Source organism: Arthrobacter sp. P1_B3 (genome assembly GCF_056406615.1).
Genome location: NZ_JBFTZV010000026.1, coordinates 24,248 through 44,896 on the forward strand (window position 1 = coordinate 24,248; position 20,649 = coordinate 44,896).

At 66.7% G+C, this 20,649-nt stretch carries 18 protein-coding genes and 1 tRNA gene; 5 read left to right on the forward strand and 14 right to left on the reverse strand.

Annotation, left to right across the window (positions count from 1 at the left end; translation table 11 throughout):
• Window positions 1–108: 108 nt before the first annotated feature.
• The 3 genes from AC1D2F_RS20175 to AC1D2F_RS20185 are packed head-to-tail and all read right to left on the reverse strand — an operon-like array spanning window position 109 to window position 2,565.
• On the reverse strand, window positions 109–1,701 hold the full coding sequence (locus tag AC1D2F_RS20175; protein WP_229995403.1) for an ABC-F family ATP-binding cassette domain-containing protein: 1,593 nt from the start codon (window positions 1,699–1,701) through the stop codon (window positions 109–111).
• Complete coding sequence (locus tag AC1D2F_RS20180) at window positions 1,698–2,168, reverse strand: GatB/YqeY domain-containing protein (protein WP_229995402.1); 471 nt, start codon at window positions 2,166–2,168, stop codon at window positions 1,698–1,700. Before AC1D2F_RS20180 ends, AC1D2F_RS20175 begins: the two co-directional genes overlap by 4 nt.
• Before the next feature lie 25 nt (window positions 2,169–2,193).
• Window positions 2,194–2,565, reverse strand: a complete 372-nt coding sequence (locus AC1D2F_RS20185; RefSeq protein ID WP_364745655.1) for a hypothetical protein — start codon at window positions 2,563–2,565, stop codon at window positions 2,194–2,196.
• 351 nt (window positions 2,566–2,916) lie between these two features.
• On the opposite strand from AC1D2F_RS20185, the gene AC1D2F_RS20190 reads away from it, so the two are divergent.
• Together AC1D2F_RS20190 and AC1D2F_RS20195 are read left to right on the forward strand one after the other, a co-directional pair.
• Window positions 2,917–3,759, forward strand: coding sequence for a glycosyl hydrolase (locus tag AC1D2F_RS20190; RefSeq protein WP_229995414.1), 843 nt, complete (start codon window positions 2,917–2,919; stop codon window positions 3,757–3,759).
• 461 nt (window positions 3,760–4,220) lie between these two features.
• Complete coding sequence (locus AC1D2F_RS20195) at window positions 4,221–4,604, forward strand: hypothetical protein (protein WP_229995400.1); 384 nt, start codon at window positions 4,221–4,223, stop codon at window positions 4,602–4,604.
• A 116-nt stretch (window positions 4,605–4,720) separates the two neighbouring features.
• On the opposite strand, the gene AC1D2F_RS20200 is transcribed toward AC1D2F_RS20195, so the two are convergent.
• The 7 genes from AC1D2F_RS20200 to galU all read right to left on the reverse strand — a co-directional run bounded on the left by AC1D2F_RS20200 (window position 4,721) and on the right by galU (window position 10,680).
• Window positions 4,721–5,323: a GNAT family N-acetyltransferase gene (locus tag AC1D2F_RS20200; protein WP_229995399.1), complete on the reverse strand. Its 603-nt coding sequence runs from the start codon at window positions 5,321–5,323 to the stop codon at window positions 4,721–4,723.
• A 97-nt stretch (window positions 5,324–5,420) separates the two neighbouring features.
• The gene (locus AC1D2F_RS20205) at window positions 5,421–6,185 is read right to left on the reverse strand and encodes a hypothetical protein (RefSeq protein ID WP_229995398.1); all 765 of its coding nucleotides are present in this window, start codon (window positions 6,183–6,185) and stop codon (window positions 5,421–5,423) included.
• Window positions 6,186–6,960: 775 nt separating this feature from the next.
• Window positions 6,961–7,033: transfer RNA gene (locus AC1D2F_RS20210), tRNA-Ala, on the reverse strand.
• A gap of 46 nt (window positions 7,034–7,079) precedes the next feature.
• Window positions 7,080–7,892 carry an SDR family oxidoreductase gene (locus AC1D2F_RS20215; protein WP_476967566.1) on the reverse strand — a complete coding sequence of 271 codons (813 nt, stop codon included), beginning with the start codon at window positions 7,890–7,892 and terminating at the stop codon, window positions 7,080–7,082.
• A 109-nt stretch (window positions 7,893–8,001) separates the two neighbouring features.
• The gene (locus AC1D2F_RS20220; RefSeq protein WP_364745991.1) at window positions 8,002–8,997 is read right to left on the reverse strand and encodes a hypothetical protein; all 996 of its coding nucleotides are present in this window, start codon (window positions 8,995–8,997) and stop codon (window positions 8,002–8,004) included.
• 139 nt (window positions 8,998–9,136) lie between these two features.
• Window positions 9,137–9,757 carry a GNAT family N-acetyltransferase gene (locus AC1D2F_RS20225; RefSeq protein ID WP_229995396.1) on the reverse strand — a complete coding sequence of 207 codons (621 nt, stop codon included), beginning with the start codon at window positions 9,755–9,757 and terminating at the stop codon, window positions 9,137–9,139.
• 5 nt (window positions 9,758–9,762) lie between these two features.
• On the reverse strand, window positions 9,763–10,680 hold the full coding sequence (gene galU, locus AC1D2F_RS20230) for a UTP--glucose-1-phosphate uridylyltransferase GalU (RefSeq protein ID WP_364745646.1): 918 nt from the start codon (window positions 10,678–10,680) through the stop codon (window positions 9,763–9,765).
• Between the two features lie 105 nt (window positions 10,681–10,785).
• Here galU and AC1D2F_RS20235 point away from each other — a divergent pair, with 105 nt between their 5' ends.
• The 3 genes from AC1D2F_RS20235 to AC1D2F_RS20245 all read left to right on the forward strand — a co-directional run bounded on the left by AC1D2F_RS20235 (window position 10,786) and on the right by AC1D2F_RS20245 (window position 12,881).
• The gene (locus AC1D2F_RS20235) at window positions 10,786–11,409 is read left to right on the forward strand and encodes a 5-formyltetrahydrofolate cyclo-ligase (protein WP_364745643.1); all 624 of its coding nucleotides are present in this window, start codon (window positions 10,786–10,788) and stop codon (window positions 11,407–11,409) included.
• A gap of 155 nt (window positions 11,410–11,564) precedes the next feature.
• Window positions 11,565–11,813 carry an FmdB family zinc ribbon protein gene (locus AC1D2F_RS20240; RefSeq protein ID WP_364745640.1) on the forward strand — a complete coding sequence of 83 codons (249 nt, stop codon included), beginning with the start codon at window positions 11,565–11,567 and terminating at the stop codon, window positions 11,811–11,813.
• A 171-nt stretch (window positions 11,814–11,984) separates the two neighbouring features.
• The gene (locus AC1D2F_RS20245) at window positions 11,985–12,881 is read left to right on the forward strand and encodes an RcpC/CpaB family pilus assembly protein (protein WP_476967567.1); all 897 of its coding nucleotides are present in this window, start codon (window positions 11,985–11,987) and stop codon (window positions 12,879–12,881) included.
• A gap of 89 nt (window positions 12,882–12,970) precedes the next feature.
• Here the strand turns inward: AC1D2F_RS20245 and AC1D2F_RS20250 are convergent, their stop codons facing one another.
• From AC1D2F_RS20250 to AC1D2F_RS20265, 4 genes are all read right to left on the reverse strand, one after another.
• The gene (locus tag AC1D2F_RS20250; protein ID WP_364745635.1) at window positions 12,971–17,194 is read right to left on the reverse strand and encodes an AAA family ATPase; all 4,224 of its coding nucleotides are present in this window, start codon (window positions 17,192–17,194) and stop codon (window positions 12,971–12,973) included.
• A 296-nt stretch (window positions 17,195–17,490) separates the two neighbouring features.
• Window positions 17,491–19,080 carry a glutamine-hydrolyzing GMP synthase gene (gene guaA, locus AC1D2F_RS20255; RefSeq protein ID WP_476967568.1) on the reverse strand — a complete coding sequence of 530 codons (1,590 nt, stop codon included), beginning with the start codon at window positions 19,078–19,080 and terminating at the stop codon, window positions 17,491–17,493.
• A 139-nt stretch (window positions 19,081–19,219) separates the two neighbouring features.
• Window positions 19,220–19,729: a DUF3817 domain-containing protein gene (locus tag AC1D2F_RS20260; RefSeq protein WP_229995993.1), complete on the reverse strand. Its 510-nt coding sequence runs from the start codon at window positions 19,727–19,729 to the stop codon at window positions 19,220–19,222.
• On the reverse strand, window positions 19,726–20,622 hold the full coding sequence (locus tag AC1D2F_RS20265; protein ID WP_476967569.1) for an SURF1 family protein: 897 nt from the start codon (window positions 20,620–20,622) through the stop codon (window positions 19,726–19,728). Before AC1D2F_RS20265 ends, AC1D2F_RS20260 begins: the two co-directional genes overlap by 4 nt.
• Window positions 20,623–20,649 lie beyond the last annotated feature (27 nt).

A 20,649-nucleotide genomic window follows, 5' to 3' on the forward strand; every position in this document is an offset into this window, starting at 1 on the left:
GCGCCACGTTACCGGACAGAACCCAGCACGTTTCGGCCGTTCACGCGCTTCTGCCACAACCTGAGCCAATGCTGAGCCAACGCTGAGCAAAGGTTCATCTTGCGTTTGCTAGGCCGCGCGCACGTCGACCTCGCCGGGTTCCGCGCCGTCGCTGCCGAAGACCAGCCGACGAGTGGCGATTTTCTCGGTGAAGAACCGGTCGTGGCTGACCACGACGACCGCCCCGGGGAAGTGGAGCAGTGCCCGTTCCATCACCTGGGTGCTGGACATGTCCAGGTGGTTGGTGGGCTCGTCCAGGAGCAGCACCGAGGCACCGGACAACAGGCACTGAGCCATGGCGACGCGGGCTTTCTGTCCGCCGGATAGGTTGCCGATCTTCTGTTTGAGGTCGGCCTCGGAGAACTGGAACATCGCGAGGAACCTGTTCACGGACTTCTTCGTGGCGCTGAAGGCGAGGCTGTCCGGCAGCGCGTTGACCGCGTGCGAGACGGTGTCGGCGTCGTCGAGCTGTTCCAGCATTTTGTTGTACGAAACAAAACCGGGCCCCTTGGCCCAGACCACATCACCGGAATCAGTCGGTTCCTCCCCGGTCAGCACTTTCAGCAGCGTGGACTTGCCACTGCCGTTGGAGCCCAGGACCACAATCCTGTTGCCACGGCGGATCTCAAAGCTGAGGTCCTCGAACAACACTTTGTCGCCATAGGATTTGCCCAGCCCCTCGACCCGGCAGAGGACATCCTTCACGTGCAGCCCGCCGTAGATCTCGGTGACGATCTGGTCGACGGGCCGGGGTGTGCGCGCCTTCTTGATCTTGGCCAACTGGTTCCCCAGCCCGCGGCTGGCTGCCTTGGCGGCCTCGCGGCGGTCGGCGATGCCCTCCGCTTCAAAGGCGAGGAGCTCGGACTCGTGGACGAACTGCGCCTCGAGTGTTTTGAGCCGGAACTGCTTCTGGACAACGTACTCGGCGAAGTTTCCCGGGTATTCGTGCAGATGGAAGTTCTCCACCTCGATAATCCGGTTGACCACCGCATCGAGGAACTTCCGGTCGTGCGAGACGATGATCGCGGCACCCCGGTAGTCGCGGAACCAGCTTTCCAGCCATTCGACGCCGGCCACGTCGAGGTAGTTGGTGGGTTCATCCAGCAGCAATACGTCCGGACCCTCCAACAGGATCTTCGCCAAAGCAGCGCGGTTGCGCCACCCGCCGGAGAGTTCGTCAATCGCGCACGTGCGGTGCGCCTCGCTGAACCCCAGCGTGGTCAGGACGGTGTCGATGCGCCGCTTGTAGTCCCATCCGTCGAGACGGTCCATGTCCTCGAACAGCTCGGCCTGGCGCCGGATCAGCCGGTCCAGCTCTGCTTCGGCGGGGTCTGCCGCAATGGCGGCGTCGATGCCTGCCAGCTCGGCCTCGGCAGCCTTGATCTGGACGAACAGTCCGTCAAGGACCTCGAGGATGGTCGCCTCGCCGTCCAGCTCGGAAAACTGGGAGAAATACCCCACCCTGGTTCCCTGCTCCACGGTGACCGTTCCGGTGTCCGGGGACACCTGGTCCAGGATGAGCTTGAGTATGGAGGTCTTCCCCGAGCCGTTTTTGCCGATCAGGCCCACCCGGTCCCCGGGTTCCAAGCGGAAGAACGCCTCGCGAAGGATCTGTGTGTTGTCGAAACGGACGCCGACGTCGTGCAGCCGGATCAGGCTCATTGCTGCGCGAGACGGTTGCGGACGATTTCGCTGACGGCTTTGCCGTCAAAACGTCCGGCCACCGTGGCGGTGACGGGCTTCATCACTGCTCCCAGCTGACGCAGGGACAGCTCGACCCCGTCGGCCTTGAGCGCCGCGATGGTCTCGTCCACGATCGTCTCGACTTCGGCTGCGGTGAGTGGCTTGGGCAGGTAGGCTTCGATCACCTCGGCCTCGGCGATCTCGGCAGCGGCACGCTCGGCTTCGCCGGCTTCGGTGTAGATGCGGGCAGTGTCGCGGCGCTTGGCGGCTTCCTTCTGCAGGAGGGCGGTCACCTGTGCGTCGTCCAGCACGATTGGCGTCTTACCCGATTTCTCGCGGGTTTCGATCTCGCCCAGGACGTTGCGCACAGTGGTGAGGGCAACCTTGTTGCGGTCCTTCATGTGGCTCACGACGTCGGCGTGCAGGCGTTCTTTCAGGGTGGTCATAGTTCTCCTCGTGTTATTAACAAGGCTAGCGGCAGAACCCGTTGGCCCCGATCGCCGAGAGTACCCGCTGCGCGTCCTCGTCCGAGACGGCCGGGACGTCGCCGCCGGTGAACTCCGCTTTTGCGGCGGCGATGAGCTGGTCTTCCGGCGACTGCCCCAGAAGGCGGCCGCAGAGCCTGCGGGCCTTATCGACTGCCGTATCGCTTGGCAGCCGGGGGTCAATCGCGGCGAGCGAGGCCAGGAGGGCTTCCTGCTCGGCCGCGTCCGGTTTGGGAAGCGACGCCGGCAGGCCCGCGGACGCGCTCCCGGCGGACGGCTCGGGATTCGGCGAGGCGGAGCAGGCTGCGGTCAGCAGAAGCGTCAGCAGGGCAATCGCAATCACGATCATGTTCTTCATGGTTGGTGGCCTCGTCTGCACTGTGTTTCTGCACTGGGATTCTGCTGTGGGATTCTGCCGTGGATGTCTGCAGTGGATTTCGGCTGGTTTGCCGTTGATTTGCGTTTTGGGTTCCGCCGCGCAGATGGCAGCGCCGGCGCGGCCACGGCGCCGATCACGCATGTTCACACCATCTCATGAAAACTCTTTTGCCCCGCACGCGAAGCCGCCGGTATTGCGACACGTTGCGGCTGTTCCAAATGCCGAGAGAGTGGCGTAGCGTGATCTTGGTCACATCCGGTTGAGGATTGGTATCGGCCCGCTTCGCTTCGGAAGAAGGAATCCATGGATCGCCGGACATTTCTCACTGCAATGCTGGCTGCCCCGGCTGCGGCCGGGGCCAGTTTCGCCGCCACACCACCCCCAGGGCCGGTTCCGGCCCCGTCCGCACCATCCCTTGCCCGGACGGCCATCTCTGCCCCAAGGGCTCTTAAAGGCGCAGCCCACGGCGGAGACGATGCGTTGGCATTGAGACAAATCCGGAGCCTCAACGCCAACTGGTACTACTCCTGGGGATCCGCGTATACCGTCACGACCAACCCGGCCTTTGTCCCGATGGTGTGGAGCGCGAATGCTTTGCTCCGAAAGGACGCCCTTGGCGACGTGGCCAGGCAACTTCCCCAGACGAGGACCAGACACCTCCTCGCTTTCAACGAGCCGGACCACCCTGGCCAAGCCAGCATGTCTGTCGATGAGGCCATCCGGTTGTGGCCCCACCTTCAGTCCACCGGCCTGCGGCTGGGATCTCCGGCCACTGTCGGTGTCAGGAGCCCATGGTTGGACCAGTTCATGGCCAGGGCGCGGAAGGCGAATCTCCGGGTCGATTTCATGACGATGCATTCCTACGGTTCGCCGAACCCAGAGAGCTTCCTCGCAAAAGTTTGGTACTTGCATCACAGGTACGGAAGGCCGGTCTGGGTTACCGAATTTGCGGTTGCGGACTGGTCGGCAACCCCGGCACATCCGTCCAAATACACGACCCGCGAAATCGCATACTTCATGCAGGTTGCGGTAGCCGGCATGCGTGTGATGCCCTTCGTCGAACGGTTTGCGTGGAAATCCAGGGAACCCAGCGACCCTGCCATGGGCCCGTCAGCCCTCTACAAAACCAACGGCCAGCTGACATCACTCGGCCGGCTCTACGCTTCGCTGTGACCGGAGGGTACCGCGGCTACTTGTCCGTGCTGTCCTGTTCATCCTTACGGGTGGGAAGCACCAGAAGGGCGTCGCCGACGGGACGTTCCGCGCCGCCCGAGGGGATATTCAGAACGGCTCCTCCGGCAACAGCCGGTGGGCAAGCTGCCGGTTGGAAGAGCCGGTGAGCGGACCGTCAAGGGCGGCATCCACGCCGGGGCGCCCACCGGGAGACCACGGACACCGGTGGCCGGACACCGGTGGCAGCGGTGATGGCGCGCGAGCGCCGAAACCACGCCGCGCCCGCCTCGTCGCCTGACACTGTCCGGGCTGCGGCTTAGGCTGATCGCATGCCGCCAACGCCTGCCCCGACTCCAGTTCCAGTTGAAGTCCTTCTCCACTCAAGTCCGGCCGAGTGGTGGCAGATCGTTGCCGCGCTTGCCCCTGTTGCGGTACTCATAGCGGCGGCAGTTGGAGCGTTTATGGCCTGGCAGACACTGCGCCAGAAGGCCATCTCCGACGACCGGGCCGAGTGGTGGAAACGGACACAATGGGCACTGGAACGTGCCCTGGACGAGGACGAGGACATCAAAGCCCTAGGGCTGGCAGCGCTGGATGTGCTCGCCGGCAGCGAGTTGGCACGGAACGAAGAGCTTGAACTCCTGGACATCGCGTGGAAGTCCGTGAACGGGCTTGCGGAAATAACGGACGGCGGGCCGCTCGTTTCCGCGAAGGCTTCCCACAATGCGCCCGTCCCGCAGCACCGGGTTCAGGTCACCGCCGCAAGGCTGCGCGCCAGACTCGACATGCGCCTCGGACGGCCGACACCTCCCGGCACCACGGCCCTCGCCAAGGAAGAGCTCTAGCGGCCGCCGGCCCTGTTCGGCGTTGGCGCCCGGCCGCCCGAGGCTCTGACGGCCGACCAACAGATCATCCAGCAGGCCTTGACAACCAGTCGCCACGGCAGCCCCCACGAGTTAGGTCACGTGCCGCCGGGGCCCACCGGCCAATCCTCGAGTGGCAGCACGAGGATGATGGCCGCGCAGACGCACTCGGCGCCGCACTCGGGGCACAGGTAACCGCCCGCCTTCTGCGCGAATCCGGCCCGTTCCAGCATCCCGAGAGAAGATTGCTGTGGATCGGCCGAGACCCACGACGCGGACACAACATAGCGGCAACCGCAGGCCTTCAGAAAATCGAGACTGGCCGCAAGCATGGTGGTGCCGAGGCCCATCCCCCGGGCTGCGGGCGAGACGACAATGGACTTCAGCTCACCGATCCGGTGCCCGTCCAGGCCGGCCTCGACGCCGGCACGGCTCAGGAGGTCCTGCAGCGCATTGACGTCTTCCCGGCCCAGGAGGCGGGCCGTGGCCGCGCCGAAGAGCTGGCCGGGCCGGTTGCGGGCGCGGATGAGGACTCCCCCGTGGCCTGCCGTGAGTTCAGCCAGCTCGGAAGGGCGGATGAATCCAGAGCCGAGGGATTCGTTGAGGAGCGCTGCCGCTTCGGTGGCCACGGCGGGTCCCGGTGCGCCGACGTGCAGATTGACGTCCGACGCCGTCCGGGTGCTGATCGCTGTAGCTGTCATATTGGTCCTCTTCACGGGGTAGTCACGCACCATGGCGTCGCCTGGGCTTGCAGGACGGTCCGGCGGTGCCAGGTCGGAACGCCGGGATCTTATCCGGCTACGCGTATTTCAGGCTGAGCAGCATCGTTTTGAGCTGGGCGTACCGTCCGGATTCCATCCAGGCTTTCGCGGCGGCCGGCGAAGTGAAGGCCAGTGTGGACGGTGAATCAGTGAGGACGACGTAAGCGTTCATGATCCTGTCGGGCAGCGCGATCTGGTTGGACCCGGAGCTGCCGTCATGTGCCAGGAACTCGTGAGCTTCCCGGACATCCATGAAGTAGTGGAGACCGCCCGCCAGGTCCTCATCGTAGGCGAAGCCGAACTGCGCGGTTTCCCCTGACTTGTCCGTGATTCCTGATACGGGGCTGTGGTCCAGAACGGTCCGCTTGGCCGGACCCGCGGCGCCGTCGCCGTACTTACCGCTGTAAACGCGGGCCAATTCTGCGCCCGACTCGTCCGAGATGGTCGCCTCGAAGGAGATCTTCTGCTCTTCAGCGTTGTTTACCGGACCGGGCTTGACCGTGACGGTCCAGCCCGCCGGGTGGGTGAAGGAAATGTGGCCGTCCGGAAACGTGAACGTCTGCATCGGTGCAGACTGTCGGGTCTCCGGAGCAGGCGCCGCCGCCGTCTCACTGACTGCCGGGGTGAGGGTTGCCGCTGTTGTGGCTGCGGCACTGGGCGAGGGCTCCACAGTAGTGGCCGGCGCGCTCAGAGGCGTGGCGTTCGGCTCCGTGCTCGCCTGCGGGACGGCGCACGCCGCGGCAGTGAGCAGGACCCCCGTCAGTGCCGCGGTGAACAGCAGGCCGGTGATGCGTGAATTCAAGTTGTCCCCCAAGAGAAATGCGGGCTGCGGAGTCCGGTCCGGAGCGGGTCGATCATTGACCCTCTCATGCGTTAATCATGCGTCGGTTTGGGCCTGTCCGTCGCGACGTTCGCCGGGCGGTGGTGGGGTTCTCGGCGGATGTTTCCGTCATGACGATCCCTTATCTTCCGGCTCAGGTCGTTCCGGGAAAGTTCTGGACACTGGATTTCAAAGATTCCAGCTCCGCCAGGTCCTCATCCGTGGGTTCGGTCCGGTCGATGTCGAATGACAGGGCAGCACCAGGGACCACGGCGGTCGGAGCCGCGGGCTCGTCATGACCGGGCCATCTTCGGCCGACCCGTTGGCCCGGACGACTCTCGATCCGTGAGGGGTCAACTGGAACGCAGGGCCTCCGTCAATCCTGATGTCCCAATAGCCTCCCCCGAAGTACCGGAAAGTGCCCCGCTCCCCCTCCAGACCGAGGGCTGCCGAAAAATCGGTAGCGAATCGGCTGGCAAGAAAAACCGGATCGGCGCCGGCCATGAGATTGATGAGCTGCCTGTTGTTCGGGATCATCGTCACTCTCCCCCAAGAGTACGGAAGCTGCTGGCAATCGCCGCGGCTTTGCCGCTAACCTAGCACGCGAAATCGACCCGGGGCGGCTTCCTTGACAATATCTTGTTGACGTATTCGGTTCCGGTGACGGCACCGCACCTTTCGGCGAGGCGCTCTTAGTGATTTCACCTGGCAAAGTGTTTATTTCATCATTCAAGGGTTCAAAAACCCCTGCAAACTGTGGAGCTAAGGAGATTCGAACTCCTGACCTCTTCGATGCGAACGAAGCGCTCTACCAACTGAGCTATAGCCCCGAAGCAACGCCGGTCCTGAGGGAACGGCGTTGCCGGTGTCCCTAGGCTACAAACTATCTGCGCTGTTTTCCAGCCAGCCCCGGAATGTCTCGTTGCCGTGTCGCGCCTCCGGCACCAGGTTTAGCCCCTCGCGCAAATAGCGGCCCGTCGCGCCGGGCAGCGGTAGGCGCACCAGTTGGCCCTTGACGCCCGTGGCCCGCTGCCACTCCCGGGCAAAGTCGGCCATGTCCTTGGATTCCGGGCCGCCGAGGTTCAGCACCCGGTGCCGCGGTCCCGCAGCTGGAACCGGCCCCCGTTCCAGTGCGGTTTCCAGGAGCACCGCGGCCGCGTCGGCCGGCGACACCGGCTGGAACCGGGCGCCTCGCACCACGGGGATGATCCGCACTCTCGAGCCGGCGCCGAACATCATTGCCAGCAACGAATGAAACTGGGTGGCCCGGACCACCACTGTCTCCAGTCCGGACAGCTCGTAGACGTGTTCTTTGGCAGCCTTCGACCGGTAGAAGGCTGCCTTACTGCGACCACAGTTCACGATGGACAGCATGACGGCCCTCGCCGTACCCCCATCCCGAGCGGCGGCCAGAAGACGCGCGCCGCCGTCGGCGAAGTTCTTGCGCGCCGTCCCGGAGCGTCCCTCCAGGCAATCGATCACGACGTCGGCACCGGCCAGGGCGGCCGCGACACCTTCTCCCGTCGTCACGTCCGCGCGGAAGTATTCCGCGCCGCTGATGTTGGCGGCAGTGCCGGCCGCCGGCTGGTTGCGGCTGAGGACGGCCACCGAGTGCCCGGCATCGACAGCCCTGCGCACCACTTCACGGCCTACTTGGCCGGTTCCGCCGGCGACACAGATCCTTGTCATGACCCGAGGCTACCGCAACGAAGCCCACCCGCGACGCCCCGGGGAAATGAAAACCCCGGGCAGCCATCGCTGGCTGCCCGGGGCGAAATCTCCGGAGGAACGGAGCGGATCAGGCGCGTCGCCGCTGGAGGACATCGTCCAGGTTGCTCAAAGCACTCTGGGCCTTGCTGAGCTGCTTTGACTCGGAATCGTCCGCGGCCCGCGGATCGGATGCGGCCGGCCGCGCGCCCTGCTTGAGAGACGGCTTCCCGACGGCTTTCGGCGCTTCAGGCAGGTCGAGCGGCATGGGAGCAGCGCGTTCGGCCTTCGCCGCTTCGACGTAGGTGGGCTTGGGAACATCGACGGGCTCCCAGCTGGAGCCCTCCGCGGCCGCCGCAGTTTCGGCTGCCAAAGCCGCCGAGGTATCCCCCGAGGCTGCCGCTTCGGCGAGGGCGGCCTGGCGGAGCTCCAGTGCGGTCAACGGCTTCGGTGCAGGCTTGGGAGTGACCCGGTCCGCCTCGGCGTCGAAGAGCGGGCTTTCCGGCCGGGCAGCGGGACGGCCGGCAGGAAGGGTGGGGACCTGTTCGGGCGCGGAAGGCCGCGCAGTAGTGCGTTCCGGGCTGCCCATGGCGGCACGGAATGCGGCGTTCATCTTCCGCCGGCGGTCGCGGACAGCGAGGCGGCGGAGCAGCGCCACGGCGGCGACGGCGCCCAGCAGGGCCGTCACGGGGAGCCAGCCGGAACCAATACCGAAAAGTCGAAGGGCCGCGGATACCACTCCTGTGAGGAGGGCCAGGAGGCCGGCTACCGCCAGCACCAGCCGTCCCCACCGAATCCGGAACGCCGGGGAGGTCGCTGCAGAATTCGGGTTCCTTCCGGCCGCCGCCCCGCTGCTTGGACCATGGCCTGCGGTGCCGCCGGCCGGTACTGCGCGCTGGGTGCTGGTCATGGGTTTCTCCTGCTGCGCTGTCATTTTCATAACCTTCCCCGCATGTGGATCTGCTGGTTCCATGTCCATGACGTCCGCCAGGAATTCGCCTGCAGGCTGCAGCTGGTGGCGCCCGTTCCGGAGAACGTAAGGCGCCACCCACACGATCCAGAGCGCAACAGCAATGACAAGGATCACAGAGCTGCTAAGAGGGAAGTCCACACTCAAAACCGTATGAGGTATATGGGGTGCTGCCCCGCATTGTCAGGGGTGTGTCGCGCGCGCCGGCCAGTGGCCGGCGCCGGGGCACCGTGGATGGTCAGGCGGCGTCACAGGTTCAGGCCTGGCGCGTCCTCAGCCACCGTGCGAGGAGGCCTTCCGGCACTTCCTCAGCCGTGAGCGCGAAGGTCCGGTGGTCCGCCCATTCGCCGTTGATGTGCAGGAACCTGGGCCGGAATCCCTCGTCGCGAAACCCAAGTTTCTCCACCACCCGCAGGCTCGGCGCGTTCTCCGGCCTGATGTTGATCTCCATGCGGTGCAGCCCAAGGGTGCCAAAGCAATAGTCCGTTGCCATGGCCACGGCGGTCGGGGCGATTCCCCGCCCGGCCCGTTCCTTGTCGACCCAATAGCCAAGCGTCGCCATCATGGCCGATCCCCACACGATCGAGGACACAGTCAACTGCCCCACGATCACCGGTGCCTGGTGGCCGGGCGTCCATTCCGCGATCACGAAGGGCAGGGCAGTGGCCTGCGCGGCCTGGGCCTTGAGCGAACGCACCATCTGCCGGTAGTCCGGCAGGCCGCCGCCGGGGACCGGGTTTGACGCCTCCCAGGGGGCCAGCCACTCGCAGTTACGGGACCGGAGTGCTGTCCACTCCTTGCGGTCCCGGTACCGGATCGGGCGCAACACGATCTCGCCACTCTCCAGGGTCACCGGCCAGGTGAAGCTGCCCCCCACGGGAGTTACTTTGCGAGGCTGGGGGCCAGGCTGGACGCGAAGCCGGGCAGCCATTCGCGCAGACCCGGGCCGAGGTCCTCACTGTCGCAGGCGAGCTGTACGCAGGCCTTGAGGTAGCTGAGCTTGTCGCCGGTGTCGTAGCGGCGGCCGCGGAAGACGACGCCGTACACGCCGTAGCCCTCGCCGGTGCCGGCCGAGAGCTCCTGCAGCGCGTCCGTGAGCTGGATTTCTCCGCCACGGCCGGGCGCGGTGCGCTCAAGCACTTCAAAGACGGCCGGGTGCAACACGTAGCGGCCAATCACGGCGAGGTTGGACGGGGCGTCCTCGACGTCGGGCTTCTCCACGAGCTGATTGACGCGGACGTAGTCCTCACCAACGATTGCCTCAACGTCGGCGCAGCCGTAGGCACTGATCTGGGACGGATCCACCTCGATCAGGGCGATCACCGACCCGCCGGTCTTGGCCTGGACTTCGATCATGGTGCTGAGCAGCTCATCGCGGGCATCGATGAGGTCATCGCCCAGGAGGACGGCGAACGGCTCCTGCCCGACGTGCTGCTTGGCCCGGAGGACGGCGTGGCCAAGGCCCATGGGATCGCCCTGGCGGACATAGTGAATGTCCCCTAGGTTGCTGGCGGCCTGGATGGACTCGAGCTTCGCCGTGTCACCCTTCGCCTTGAGGGTGGACTCCAGCGCCGGGACGCGGTCGAAGTGGTCCTCCAACGCCCGCTTGTTGCGGCCCGTGATCATCAGGATGTCGTTCAGGCCAACATTCACGGCCTCCTCAACGACGTACTGGATGGCCGGCTTGTCAACTACAGGCAGCATTTCCTTGGGCATGGCCTTCGTGGCCGGAAGAAACCTGGTACCAAGGCCCGCGGCGGGGATGACGGCCTTACGGACGGAAGCGTTCAGTGTATTCACTCGACTAATCTAACGGAGGGACCAATCATTGCGTAATTTTTATTCGAACCGCCCGGCAGGCCCTCCCGACACCTGGCGGCCGGAAGAGGCAGAGGACAGGCCAGCTTGGCGTCTAAAGAGGAAATACGCTCCAGCCACAGGGCGAAGCGTTCCGCACTCCCGCCGGCCGCACAGGATGCTGCCGCGGCGGGCATCGCCCGCCACGGGCTCGAGTGGGCCTCCGGGCAGGCCCGCGGCCGCCAAGGCATCTTCGCGGTGTACCTCGGTGTGGGCGCCGAACCGCCCACGCTGCCGCTGTTGACGGCCATGACCGTTGCCGGGCACCGGGTGCTGCTTCCGGTGTGCGAACCCGATATCTCGCTCAGCTGGGTGTATTGGACTCCGCAGTCCGGGTTTGTACGCAGCCGATACGCCCCCATCCAGGAGCCTGTCGGAGAACGCCACAGCACCGCCGTAATGCGCGACGCCACGGCAGTCATCCTCCCGGCCACCGCCGTGGATTTCTCGGGCAACCGCATCGGACAAGGCGGCGGCTACTACGACAAGTTCCTTGCCGCCCTGGCCGCCATGTCCCCCGCGTCCGGCGCAGCGTCCGACGCTGTCGCGTTGCCGACTGCGGCCGTCGTCTATGACACGGAGGTGCTGCCCGCGGGCAGCATTCCCGCCGAGTCGTTCGACCGGAAGGTCGACGTGGCGCTGACCCCGGGCGGGATCATCCGGCTCGGCTGATGCCGCCCCGGCTGATGTGGGTTCCTGCCAAGGTGATAGAATTGGCACTCAGGCCCTGCGACTGCTAAGGGCGGAACCGGTCGATAGGCATATCGGCAGTGATTCCGGCTCGGCAGCACGGGACCTGCTCGTTTGCCCCAGAGTGAGGATTTCCAGTGCCCACGTATGCATACGCCTGCAAGGACTGCAGCCATGCCTTCGAGATCGTGCAGTCGTTCAGCGACAACTCCCTGACGTCCTGCCCCGAGTGCCAGGGCACGCTGCGCAAGAAGTTCAACAGCGTCGGCGTAGTGTTCAAGGGCTCCGGCTTCTACCGGACCGATTCCCGCGACGCCAAGGGCAGCACGGTTTCCCCGGCTCCTGCAGCTCCTGCGGCCACCCCCGCACCCGCCCCCGCGCTCTAGCAGGACACCCGCCTGCTTAGGGCGGGCCCGTCAGACGCCGGCCTGTTCGGCGCCGGCCCGTCAGGTGGGCCTCTGCTGGCTGAGTCAGCGTAATCCTTGGGCCGGTGGCCATTGTCCACATAGGCGGTTCTGCGGCTCCCGTCGATGCGCCCGGGTCCGTAGCGTGACGGCATGGCCCTTTCACTCAGCGCGGTTTCCCCGCCTTGGCCCTGGACGTCATCCACCCCTTCGTCCGGGGCACCCTTCACGGCGTCGTCCCTGCCGTCCCTCCCCACGCCCGTCGAAGGCTCCGGCCGCTGGGCACGCGCCGGGATCCGCGCCGCCAACCTTCCCGCCGCCACGTTGTCCGCGGCGGGCCGCCCGTTCCGGAGCCGGGGCCCGGCGAAGACCCGCCGGCAACGGCCTCCCGGCCGCCGTCCGTCACGGCGCCGCCTGCGCGGCTGGATGAACGGGAACCGGCGACTTATCGCGGCCCTCCTGTTCTGCATCCCGGCCGGCCTCACGGTTCAGCAGCTAGCTCCCGCGCCCACTGCCACGGTGGTTGCTTTCGCCGCAGCGGCGGATCTTCCCGCCGGAAAGACCCTGGAACCCGGCGATGTCAGCAGCATCAGTGTCCCGCCGGGCCTCGTGCCTGCCGGCAACCCCGGCAGCGAGACCGCGTTCGAGGGAAAACAACTGGCCGCACCGCTGCGCCAGGGCCAACTCCTCACCGATGCCCAGATCCTTGGCCCGGGCCTGCTCGCGGGAAGCCCGCCCGGCTCTGCGGCCGTGCCGCTCAGGATGGCGGATCCGGCCTCCATCCAGCTGGTCTCCCCCGGGCAGCTCGTCAACGTGGTGCTCACCGGCGGCAACGGCTTTGACCAACCCGGCGAAAGCCAAATCCTGGCCGAAGCCGTTCCGGTGCTCTGGACGTCAGTGCAGGGCGGCAATGCTTCGCCGTGGCCCGCCACCGCGGAGACGGACGGGCTGATAGTCGTGGCAGCGGCGGCCGACCAGGCACGCAGACTGGCGGGCGCCTCTACCCAAGGCAAGCTGTTCTTCGTCCTTGTGGCGGCCGCGCCGGGCTAGGCCTGGGCAGCGCGCCGCGCTGGGCCCCGGGCAGCCCGTCCGCCGGGTGATGCCGGCACCGCAGGCTCCGCGGTGCCGGCCACACAACGTCAGCCCCAGTGCGGTGGCTTCTGCTCCTGGAGCCATGCGTCGTGATCGTAATTGTCAGGCTGGTCACCCCAGCGCCGGGGGTCATCTTCCGCCGCCTTGTTCGGCAGCACGCCTTCGGGGACCGTGGCCGGCGCCTCCGAACGGCGGGACGGCTCCTTCGCCGTTTCCTGGTCCGGCCCGTCACCGGTCAACTCGCCGGACTTCGGCTCAGCGGTCTTGGGCTCAGCGGTCTTGGGCTCAGTGGCGCTGGTCGCGTCGTCCCTCTTGGCGCCGGTGTTGTCTCGGATGTCGCCGTCCGCACTCATGCCGCCGGCCTCCTTACTGCCTGAATTGCCTGTCATTCCTGTTGCTGGTTCCTGCCGGCGGTAGTCCTGGCCCGCAGTTCCGCGGCCTCGAAATACCTGCCCCGCGGGTTCGTCCGCCACGTGGTACTCAGCGGCCCGCGCCTGGTCAATCGCCAGGTGGTCGATGTCGTCATCGAAGAACCCGTGCGATGTCCGGAGCCGGCCGGACACGGCAGGTTTCTCCAACCCGAGGTAGCCGCCAATCCGATCGGCACAGGCCGAGGGATCTGTGAAGACCTCTATGGTCCATAGTGGCATGTAGCGCCAGCCAAGCCGCTCCAGGAGCTGCGGCCGGAGCCTGCTGCGTTCCCGGACGCTCATCCGCCGGTAGTGGCCGGTGCCATCTGACTCGATTGCTACCGGACGGGGAATATCAGCATCGTCTTGGCCGATCGTGGTCATCGGATCGGCGGCCGCCACCATGTTCAGGACGCCGTCGTACTGGTGCCATACCCGTGCCCCACGTGCCCGGAGCCGGTCGCCCAGGTCGGCCACGAGCGGATCGGCGCCGAGCGCCTGCTCGCTGGCCGCGGCCCGGGACGCGGGGCTGCCAAGATCTGTATTGCCCGCGATCTCACGGTCCAGCAGTTCATAGAAGTCCACGGCGCCGTGGCTGAGGCGGCTGACATCGAGGTCTTCGGGGCGGAAGCAACTGAGCACGTGCAGGGACCGGCGGGCTCGCGTCATCGCCAGCGCGAATTTGGCCCGGCCGCCGTCGGCGGAGAGCGGCCCGAGGCTGTGGAGGGTGCGCCCATGCGGGGTGCGGCCATAGCCCGGGGAAAAAATGACGTGGTCGCGGACCAGGCCCTGGGCCCGTTCCAGATCCACCACGCGGAAGGACTCGTCCCCCGCCGTGAAGAAGCTGCCGAGCATAGGGTAGTTGGGCAGCTGCGCCCTGATGGCCTCGCCGATTCGGGCGGCGTGGCGAAGGCTGCCGGTCACCACGGCCAGCGAGGTCCGCGGCCGGAGCCGGGCGTGCTCGAAGACGAGCTCCACCGCACGGTTCACCTCGGCAACAACCGATTCAACGCCGTCGTGGTCAGCGCTGGGCAGCCCCGTGCCGTCGGGCAGGTACTCCACGCTGAGGGTACGGTCAAGGCCCGTGGCGGATTGCCCCTCAGGGAGCCGGGAAAGTTCCCCGGCGTAGAAACCCTTGCTGAGCTGGCGCACCAGGTCTTCATCGACCGCACGGTACACGGTCCTCAGGTTCCAGACCGGAAGCACAGCGGAGAGTGCCCGGTACGAGCTCTCAACGCTTTGGGAGGAGCTCTCCCCGGCCGCGAGCCGTTCGACGCCCACGGTAAAGGTCCGGGGGCTGGCGACCTGTTCGTCGCCGAAGGCGATGACCTGCCGGGACCGGGCGATGGCCGGAAGGACTGCCTGCAGCGAAGTCGTCTCCGCGTCGAGGATCACGACGGCGTCGAAGGTCTGCTCGATCGGCAGGAGGCCCGTCAGGAGATAGGGGCTGACGGACCATACCGGGACAAGGGTGGGCAGCAGCTCCTGCGCCTGGCCGCTCAGGGCTGCCAGGGTCACCCGGCCGTCCTTGAGCAGGCTGCGCAACAGCTCGGCCTGGCGGGGGTACGCCGCGATTGCCGTACGCCACCGCTCGGACAGGTTCCACCGCAGCCGGGCAGCACCACTGGCGATATGGGCATTGTCCGCGAGCCGGTACTCCGCCTCAAGCTGGCGCAGGGCGTCGCCGTCGGACATGGCGAGGTAGTCATCGCCGCTGATCATGGCTTCCAGGGCCGACTGCCACCAGGCCAGCTCCAGCTCGGCGGTCACCGACCCCTCCGGAACCTCGCGCTCTGCAAGGTCAGCGAGGAGCTCGCCGAGGCCGTGCTCACGCATGCTTTCGACCAGCAGGGTGCGCTCGGGCAGGGTTTCCAGGGTCGCGGTGTCGGCGACGAGCCGCCGCACCCGGGGCAGGAGTTCATCGTACGGCGCGCGATCCACATCGCCGCCGGCGGCGGTCTGCTTGACCGCCTGGCCGAGTTCAGCCAGTTCCGCTGCGAGCTCCCGGTACAGGCCCGTGATTTCGCCCAGCCCGGACGGCACGGCCGGGTGCCGCTGCGTGGTGGCGTAGCCGGACCAGGCGGCGCGCTGCTCCTGCACGAGGACCAGGGAACTGTGCAGGTCCGCGATGTGCACGCCGGGCCGGACGTATTCCTTGGCCACCCGGCGCAGGCGCGAGCGCTGCATGGACGGCATCTCGATCCCGCGTTCCCGGCGCCAGGCGGAGGACGCCGTGGCGGAGATCAGGTCATGGACCGGCCGGTCAAAGATGTCGGGAGTGAACTTGTCCAGGCTTTCGCGGACGGCCACGAGAAGTTCGATCTGCTCGCCCCATTCGGCGAACGTCCCGCCGAGCCGGATCTCTGCGTGTTCCGCCACGGCGTCCATGCGCCCGCGCAGCAACGGCAGTTTCTCCGCCACGGACTGGGCAACGTTCTGCGCTTCCTGCGTTTCCTTGCGGGTGAGCAGACGCGCGCCGTGCCAGGGGCTGGTGGTGGACGCGCGGCTGAAGCTGCCGAGCTCGGCGGCTCGGCGGAGCCGGCCGGCGAGTTCCTCGCGGTCCCGGATGTTGTCCAGTACGCTGCGCTTGAGCCGGACCGTCGTGGCCGGCGCCGGCTGGATGGAGGTCAGTTCTGCCAGCGACTGCATGGCCTCGTACGGCGAGCAGCCCCAGCGGGCCCGGACATTGTGCAGGGATGCGACGTGGTCCATCAGGGCGTGGCGGTGCCCGGTCAGCGTGGCGTGCAGGTTGCTCAGCTGCGGCTGGAGAGACTTCTCGTTGCGGACGATCGCCCGGACCAGCTGGCCCTTGAGCTGCAGCGGGCTGGCGTTGCCGGTGAGCTGCAAGAGCACCGAATCCAAGCCAAGGCCGTCCAGCTGCGCGGAGATCTCGGCGAGGCTGGCACGCCGGTCACCCACCACCAGGACGGACTTGCCCTCGTCCACGAGGGCGCCGATGGTGTTGATGACGGTTTGGGTCTGGCCGGTGCCCGGCGGGCTGCTGACCACCAACGAGTCACCCGCCCGGACGGCGTCGATGACATACTGCTGGTCCGTGTCGGCGTCGAGCAGCAAAAGCTCCTCGGCCGGGTCCCGCTCATCCGTACTGGGGAAGCGGCCGGGCTCAAGCGCGGGCACGTCGACCCGTTCGCCGGAACCGGACCGTGCCAGCGCGGTGACAAGGGGGTTGTTCTGGTTGATCCACGGATCATCCAGGTTGCCGGAGAGGTCCGCAAAGGTGGAGACGAGCAGGTTGTGCTCGACTTCCGCGCCGTGGATCGGCTGGACCAGGGTGCCAAGACGGTCCAGAACCGGCTGGGGGTCATAACGGGCCGTGCTGTACGCCATCCGCGTGACCGCGTTGACGTCAAAGACGATCCCGTGGACTGACTTGAGGTGCCGAACCAGCGCCGGGTTGATCTGCGCCTGTTCGGTGAGTTGAAGTTCGTAGTCGTCCTCGCCGGGGCGCACCGTGAGGGAAATGGCGGTGAGCATGACCGGGGCCGAGATCCGTTGCGGCTTACCCCCGACGGCGGACGTCCAGACGACCGTGCCGGCGGAGAAATACCCCGCGTCGATGCCGCGGTCATTGGCGAGTTCGAAAATCTTGGAGCGCAGGTTCCGCGATGCCCTGGCCGCAACAACATACTGCTGGCGGTCGCGGATCAACGTCGAGAGCCGGGTGCGCCGGCCTGCCATCAGCTGGGCAAGCCCGGACGGATGGGCATGGGTCAGGTCGATCGAGCCTTCAGGCGTTTTGGTGAAGCGCAGCATGGTATCTGCTCCGGTGACGGGCTTGAGCTCCGACAGCCATTTCCTGAACTCCTCGGAGCCCTCGGGGTGGCCTTGACCAACTGACACTGCTGCCTTCTTTTCTGTGCTCGATTTCTCTGCGCCGGACCGTGGCGGGCTCGACTCTAGCGCGTTCGACGTATCAACGCTCGTCTGTGTTGCGTCCGCGCTTTCCCTGGCCGCGTTGTGGGTGCTCGCGGTTGTCTGGCTGGCGCGGGACGCCTTGGACCATACCGGCATGCTTTCGAGGGTAGCCCGAATCCCCGGCACGTGCGGGGCCGCAACACTGGGCGGTGCGAAATTCGGCTCGAATTGTCAGGAACAAAATGAAATGGCCGGCCTCGAAAGGCCGGCCATTCACATTGCTATTCCCACTCGATGGTTCCCGGCGGCTTGCTGGTCACATCCAGCACCACGCGGTTGACGCCGTCCACCTCGTTCGTGATCCGGTTGGAAATCCGGGCCAGGAGATCGTAGGGCAGCCGCGACCAGTCGGCGGTCATGGCGTCCTCGGAAGACACGGGGCGCAGGACAATCGGGTGTCCGTAGGTGCGGCCGTCGCCCTGGACGCCGACGCTGCGGACGTCCGCCAGCAGCACCACGGGCATCTGCCACACTTCGTCATCCAGTCCGGCGGCGGTCAGCTCGGCGCGGGCGATCGCGTCGGCCTTGCGGAGCAGGTCCAGGCGTTCCTTGGTGACGTCGCCGACGATCCTGATGCCGAGGCCCGGTCCGGGGAAGGGCTGGCGTCCGACGATTTCCTGCGGCAGGCCGAGCTGCGCACCGACCGCGCGGACCTCGTCCTTGAACAGGGCGCGCAGCGGTTCAACGAGTTCAAACTGCAGGTCCTCGGGCAGCCCGCCCACGTTGTGGTGGCTCTTGATGTTGGCCGCACCTTCGCCGCCGCCGGATTCGACGACGTCGGGGTACAGGGTGCCCTGGACGAGGAACTTGATCTTTTCACCGTGCGCCGCGGCTTCGGCGATGATCGCCAGTTCGGCTTCCTCGAAGGCGCGGATGAATTCGCGGCCGATGATCTTGCGCTTGGTCTCGGGATCGCTGACGCCGGCAAGTGCGCTCAGGAAGCGCTCCTGCTCGTTGGCGACATAGAGCTTGACGCCGGTGGCGGCCACGAAGTCACGTTCGACCTGTTCGGCCTCGCCCTCGCGCAACAGCCCGTGGTCTACGAAAACGCAGGTCAGCTGGTCGCCGACTGCACGCTGGACCAGGGCCGCGGCCACTGCCGAGTCGACGCCGCCGGAAAGGCCGCAGATAACCTTGGAGTCGCCGATCTGTTCGCGGATGCGCTGGACCTGTTCTTCCAGAATATTGCCGGTGGTCCAGTTCGGTTCCAGCCCGGCGCCCCTGAAGAGGAAGTTTTCCAGGACCTGCTGGCCGTAGGCCGAGTGCTTGACCTCGGGGTGCCACTGGACACCGTAAAGGCGCTTGTCCTCGTTGGCGAACGCGGCGACGTCGGCGCCCGCCGTCGTCGCGAGGACCTCAAAGCCCTCGGGGGCTTCATGGACGGAGTCGCCGTGGCTCATCCAGGTGCTCTGCTGCTGGGGCATGCCGGCCAGGATGGAGCGGCCCTCCCCCAGGGTGGTGGTCTCGGTGGCGCCGTATTCGCGGAGCCCCGTCTGGGCCACCTTGCCGCCGAGGGCGTTGGCCATGGCCTGGAAGCCGTAGCAGATGCCGAAGACCGGGACACCGGCCTCGAAGAGGTCAGCGCCGACGCTGGGCGCGCCGTCGGCGTAGACGCTCGAGGGGCCGCCCGAGAGGATGATCGCGGAGGGGTTCTTAGCCAGCAGCTGCTCGGTGCTGTAGGTATGCGGAACCACTTCCGAATACACATTCGCTTCCCGGACGCGGCGGGCAATCAGCTGCGCGTACTGGGCACCGTAGTCAACGACCAGAACGGGCCTGTGGGACGTCTGGGATGCAGAGGGAGTAGTCACCCCACTAGCCTACTTTGCGCCGCTGCCCGCCCGCACATTGAGAAGCCGGCGCGGGCCCCGAATCGAGGGCGGAGGTAAGCGAACTCACACGCCCGACGGCGGCTGCCGGCGTCGTGACGCTGTTTAGAGCCGCCGGGGTTCAGTACCGCTGGGGTGCCTGCGGGTTGGCGGCGAGTTCGGCCTCGACCTCCGCGTGGAACTTCTTCTCAACGAAGAAGGACAGGAACGGCACCACGCCGCCCAAGGCCATAACCACCAGCTTGGTGAACGGCCAGCGCATGAGGGACCACAGCCGGAAGTTGGAAATGAGGTACACGACGTACATCCAGCCGTGCACGATCAGGACCGCGACGGAGAGGTTGACGCCCCCGATCACCCCTGGCGGCTCGGCGTCGGCAAATCCGAGGCCGAACGGCTGGCCGGTGATGGCGTTGGTGCCGCCGGCGTAGAGGTACTGCCCGAAGCCGTACCGGGCGACCAGTTCGGCACACAGCAGCAGCAGCATCGAACCTGTCAGGTAGGCGAGCACCTTGTAGAACTTCAGGGCGGACCGGATTTGGGCCTCGGTGCCGCCGAAGCGGCGCTTCTTGCCGGTTTTCCCCGTGCCGTTGGTTGTCTGCGGCTGGATGGCGGGCTGGGGCTCGATCATGATTGCACTCTCGGGTCTGTGGGGTGGGGGGCTGTGGGATGCGGGTCGGTGGCCTGTTCGGCCGTGTGTTGGGCCGTGGGGTGTTGGGCCGGTGGTTCGTCCCCGGCGAGTTCCTCGTCGAGCTCGTCTTCGAGGTCCCGGCGGTAGTCGTCCTTGACGAGCCGCCACCAGATGAACAACGCGAAGCCGGCGAAGACCACCCATTCCACGGAATAGAAGAGGTTTAGCCAGTTGACCTGCTGCACGGGCGGCTGCGGGCCGATCCGGAGGGGTTTGACGTCGCCGGTGGCTGAGGCCCCGACGTCGGTGCCGCCGGCCAGTTCGGTGCTCGCCGCGACAAAGCCCGGGTAGCTGCTGATGTTCCAGTCGTTGATGAGTTCGGCGACTGAGACGGCGCTGGCGCGGCCGGGCCCGGGATCGGTTTGCGGCAGCGGGGACTCGGACGGAAGGAGCCGTCCGGTCAGTTCGATGGTGCCCGGCGGCGGCGCCACGGCGTCCGCGGGATCCGCGACCCAGCCGCGCGCGACCGGAATCCAGGTCTGCGGCGTGGCCCCGCGGCCCAACAGGGCCGGGGCATCCTTGACGGCGAAAGCGGAAACGATCCAGTAGCCCTTCGCCCCGTCGTTGAGCCGTCCCGGGACCAAGACCTGCTTCTGGGGGTCGTAGCTGCCGGTGGCGGAGACCATCTGGTCAGCCACCGATCCGGGGAAGAACCCCCCGGGTTGCAGGACCGAGGTGAGCGGGCGCGTCTCCTCTGTTGTGGTGGAGACTGGGGCTTCCGCCTGCGTTGAACGGCCAAACTGCCACTGGCTGAGCAGCACAAAGACCCCGGAAATGGCGATCGCGAACACGAGTCCTGCGATCCAGCGGGGTTTGAGGGCAGTTTTCAGCACCTCTTAACCGTACTTCGTCCCTGTGTA

Bases quoted from the DNA above. Each gene is read 5' to 3' on its own strand.
- AC1D2F_RS20185 (WP_364745655.1), bottom strand. From the start codon at position 2,565: ATGAAGAACATGATCGTGATTGCGATTGCCCTGCTGACGCTTCTGCTG.
- AC1D2F_RS20180 (WP_229995402.1), bottom strand. From the start codon at position 2,168: ATGACCACCCTGAAAGAACGCCTGCACGCCGACGTCGTGAGCCACATG.
- AC1D2F_RS20245 (WP_476967567.1), top strand. From the start codon at position 11,985: ATGGCCCTTTCACTCAGCGCGGTTTCCCCGCCTTGGCCCTGGACGTCA.
- AC1D2F_RS20190 (WP_229995414.1), top strand. From the start codon at position 2,917: ATGCTGGCTGCCCCGGCTGCGGCCGGGGCCAGTTTCGCCGCCACACCA.
- AC1D2F_RS20195 (WP_229995400.1), top strand. From the start codon at position 4,221: ATGGCCTGGCAGACACTGCGCCAGAAGGCCATCTCCGACGACCGGGCC.
- AC1D2F_RS20260 (WP_229995993.1), bottom strand. From the start codon at position 19,729: ATGATCGAGCCCCAGCCCGCCATCCAGCCGCAGACAACCAACGGCACG.
- AC1D2F_RS20200 (WP_229995399.1), bottom strand. From the start codon at position 5,323: ATGACAGCTACAGCGATCAGCACCCGGACGGCGTCGGACGTCAATCTG.
- AC1D2F_RS20215 (WP_476967566.1), bottom strand. From the start codon at position 7,892: ATGACAAGGATCTGTGTCGCCGGCGGAACCGGCCAAGTAGGCCGTGAA.
- AC1D2F_RS20175 (WP_229995403.1), bottom strand. From the start codon at position 1,701: ATGAGCCTGATCCGGCTGCACGACGTCGGCGTCCGTTTCGACAACACA.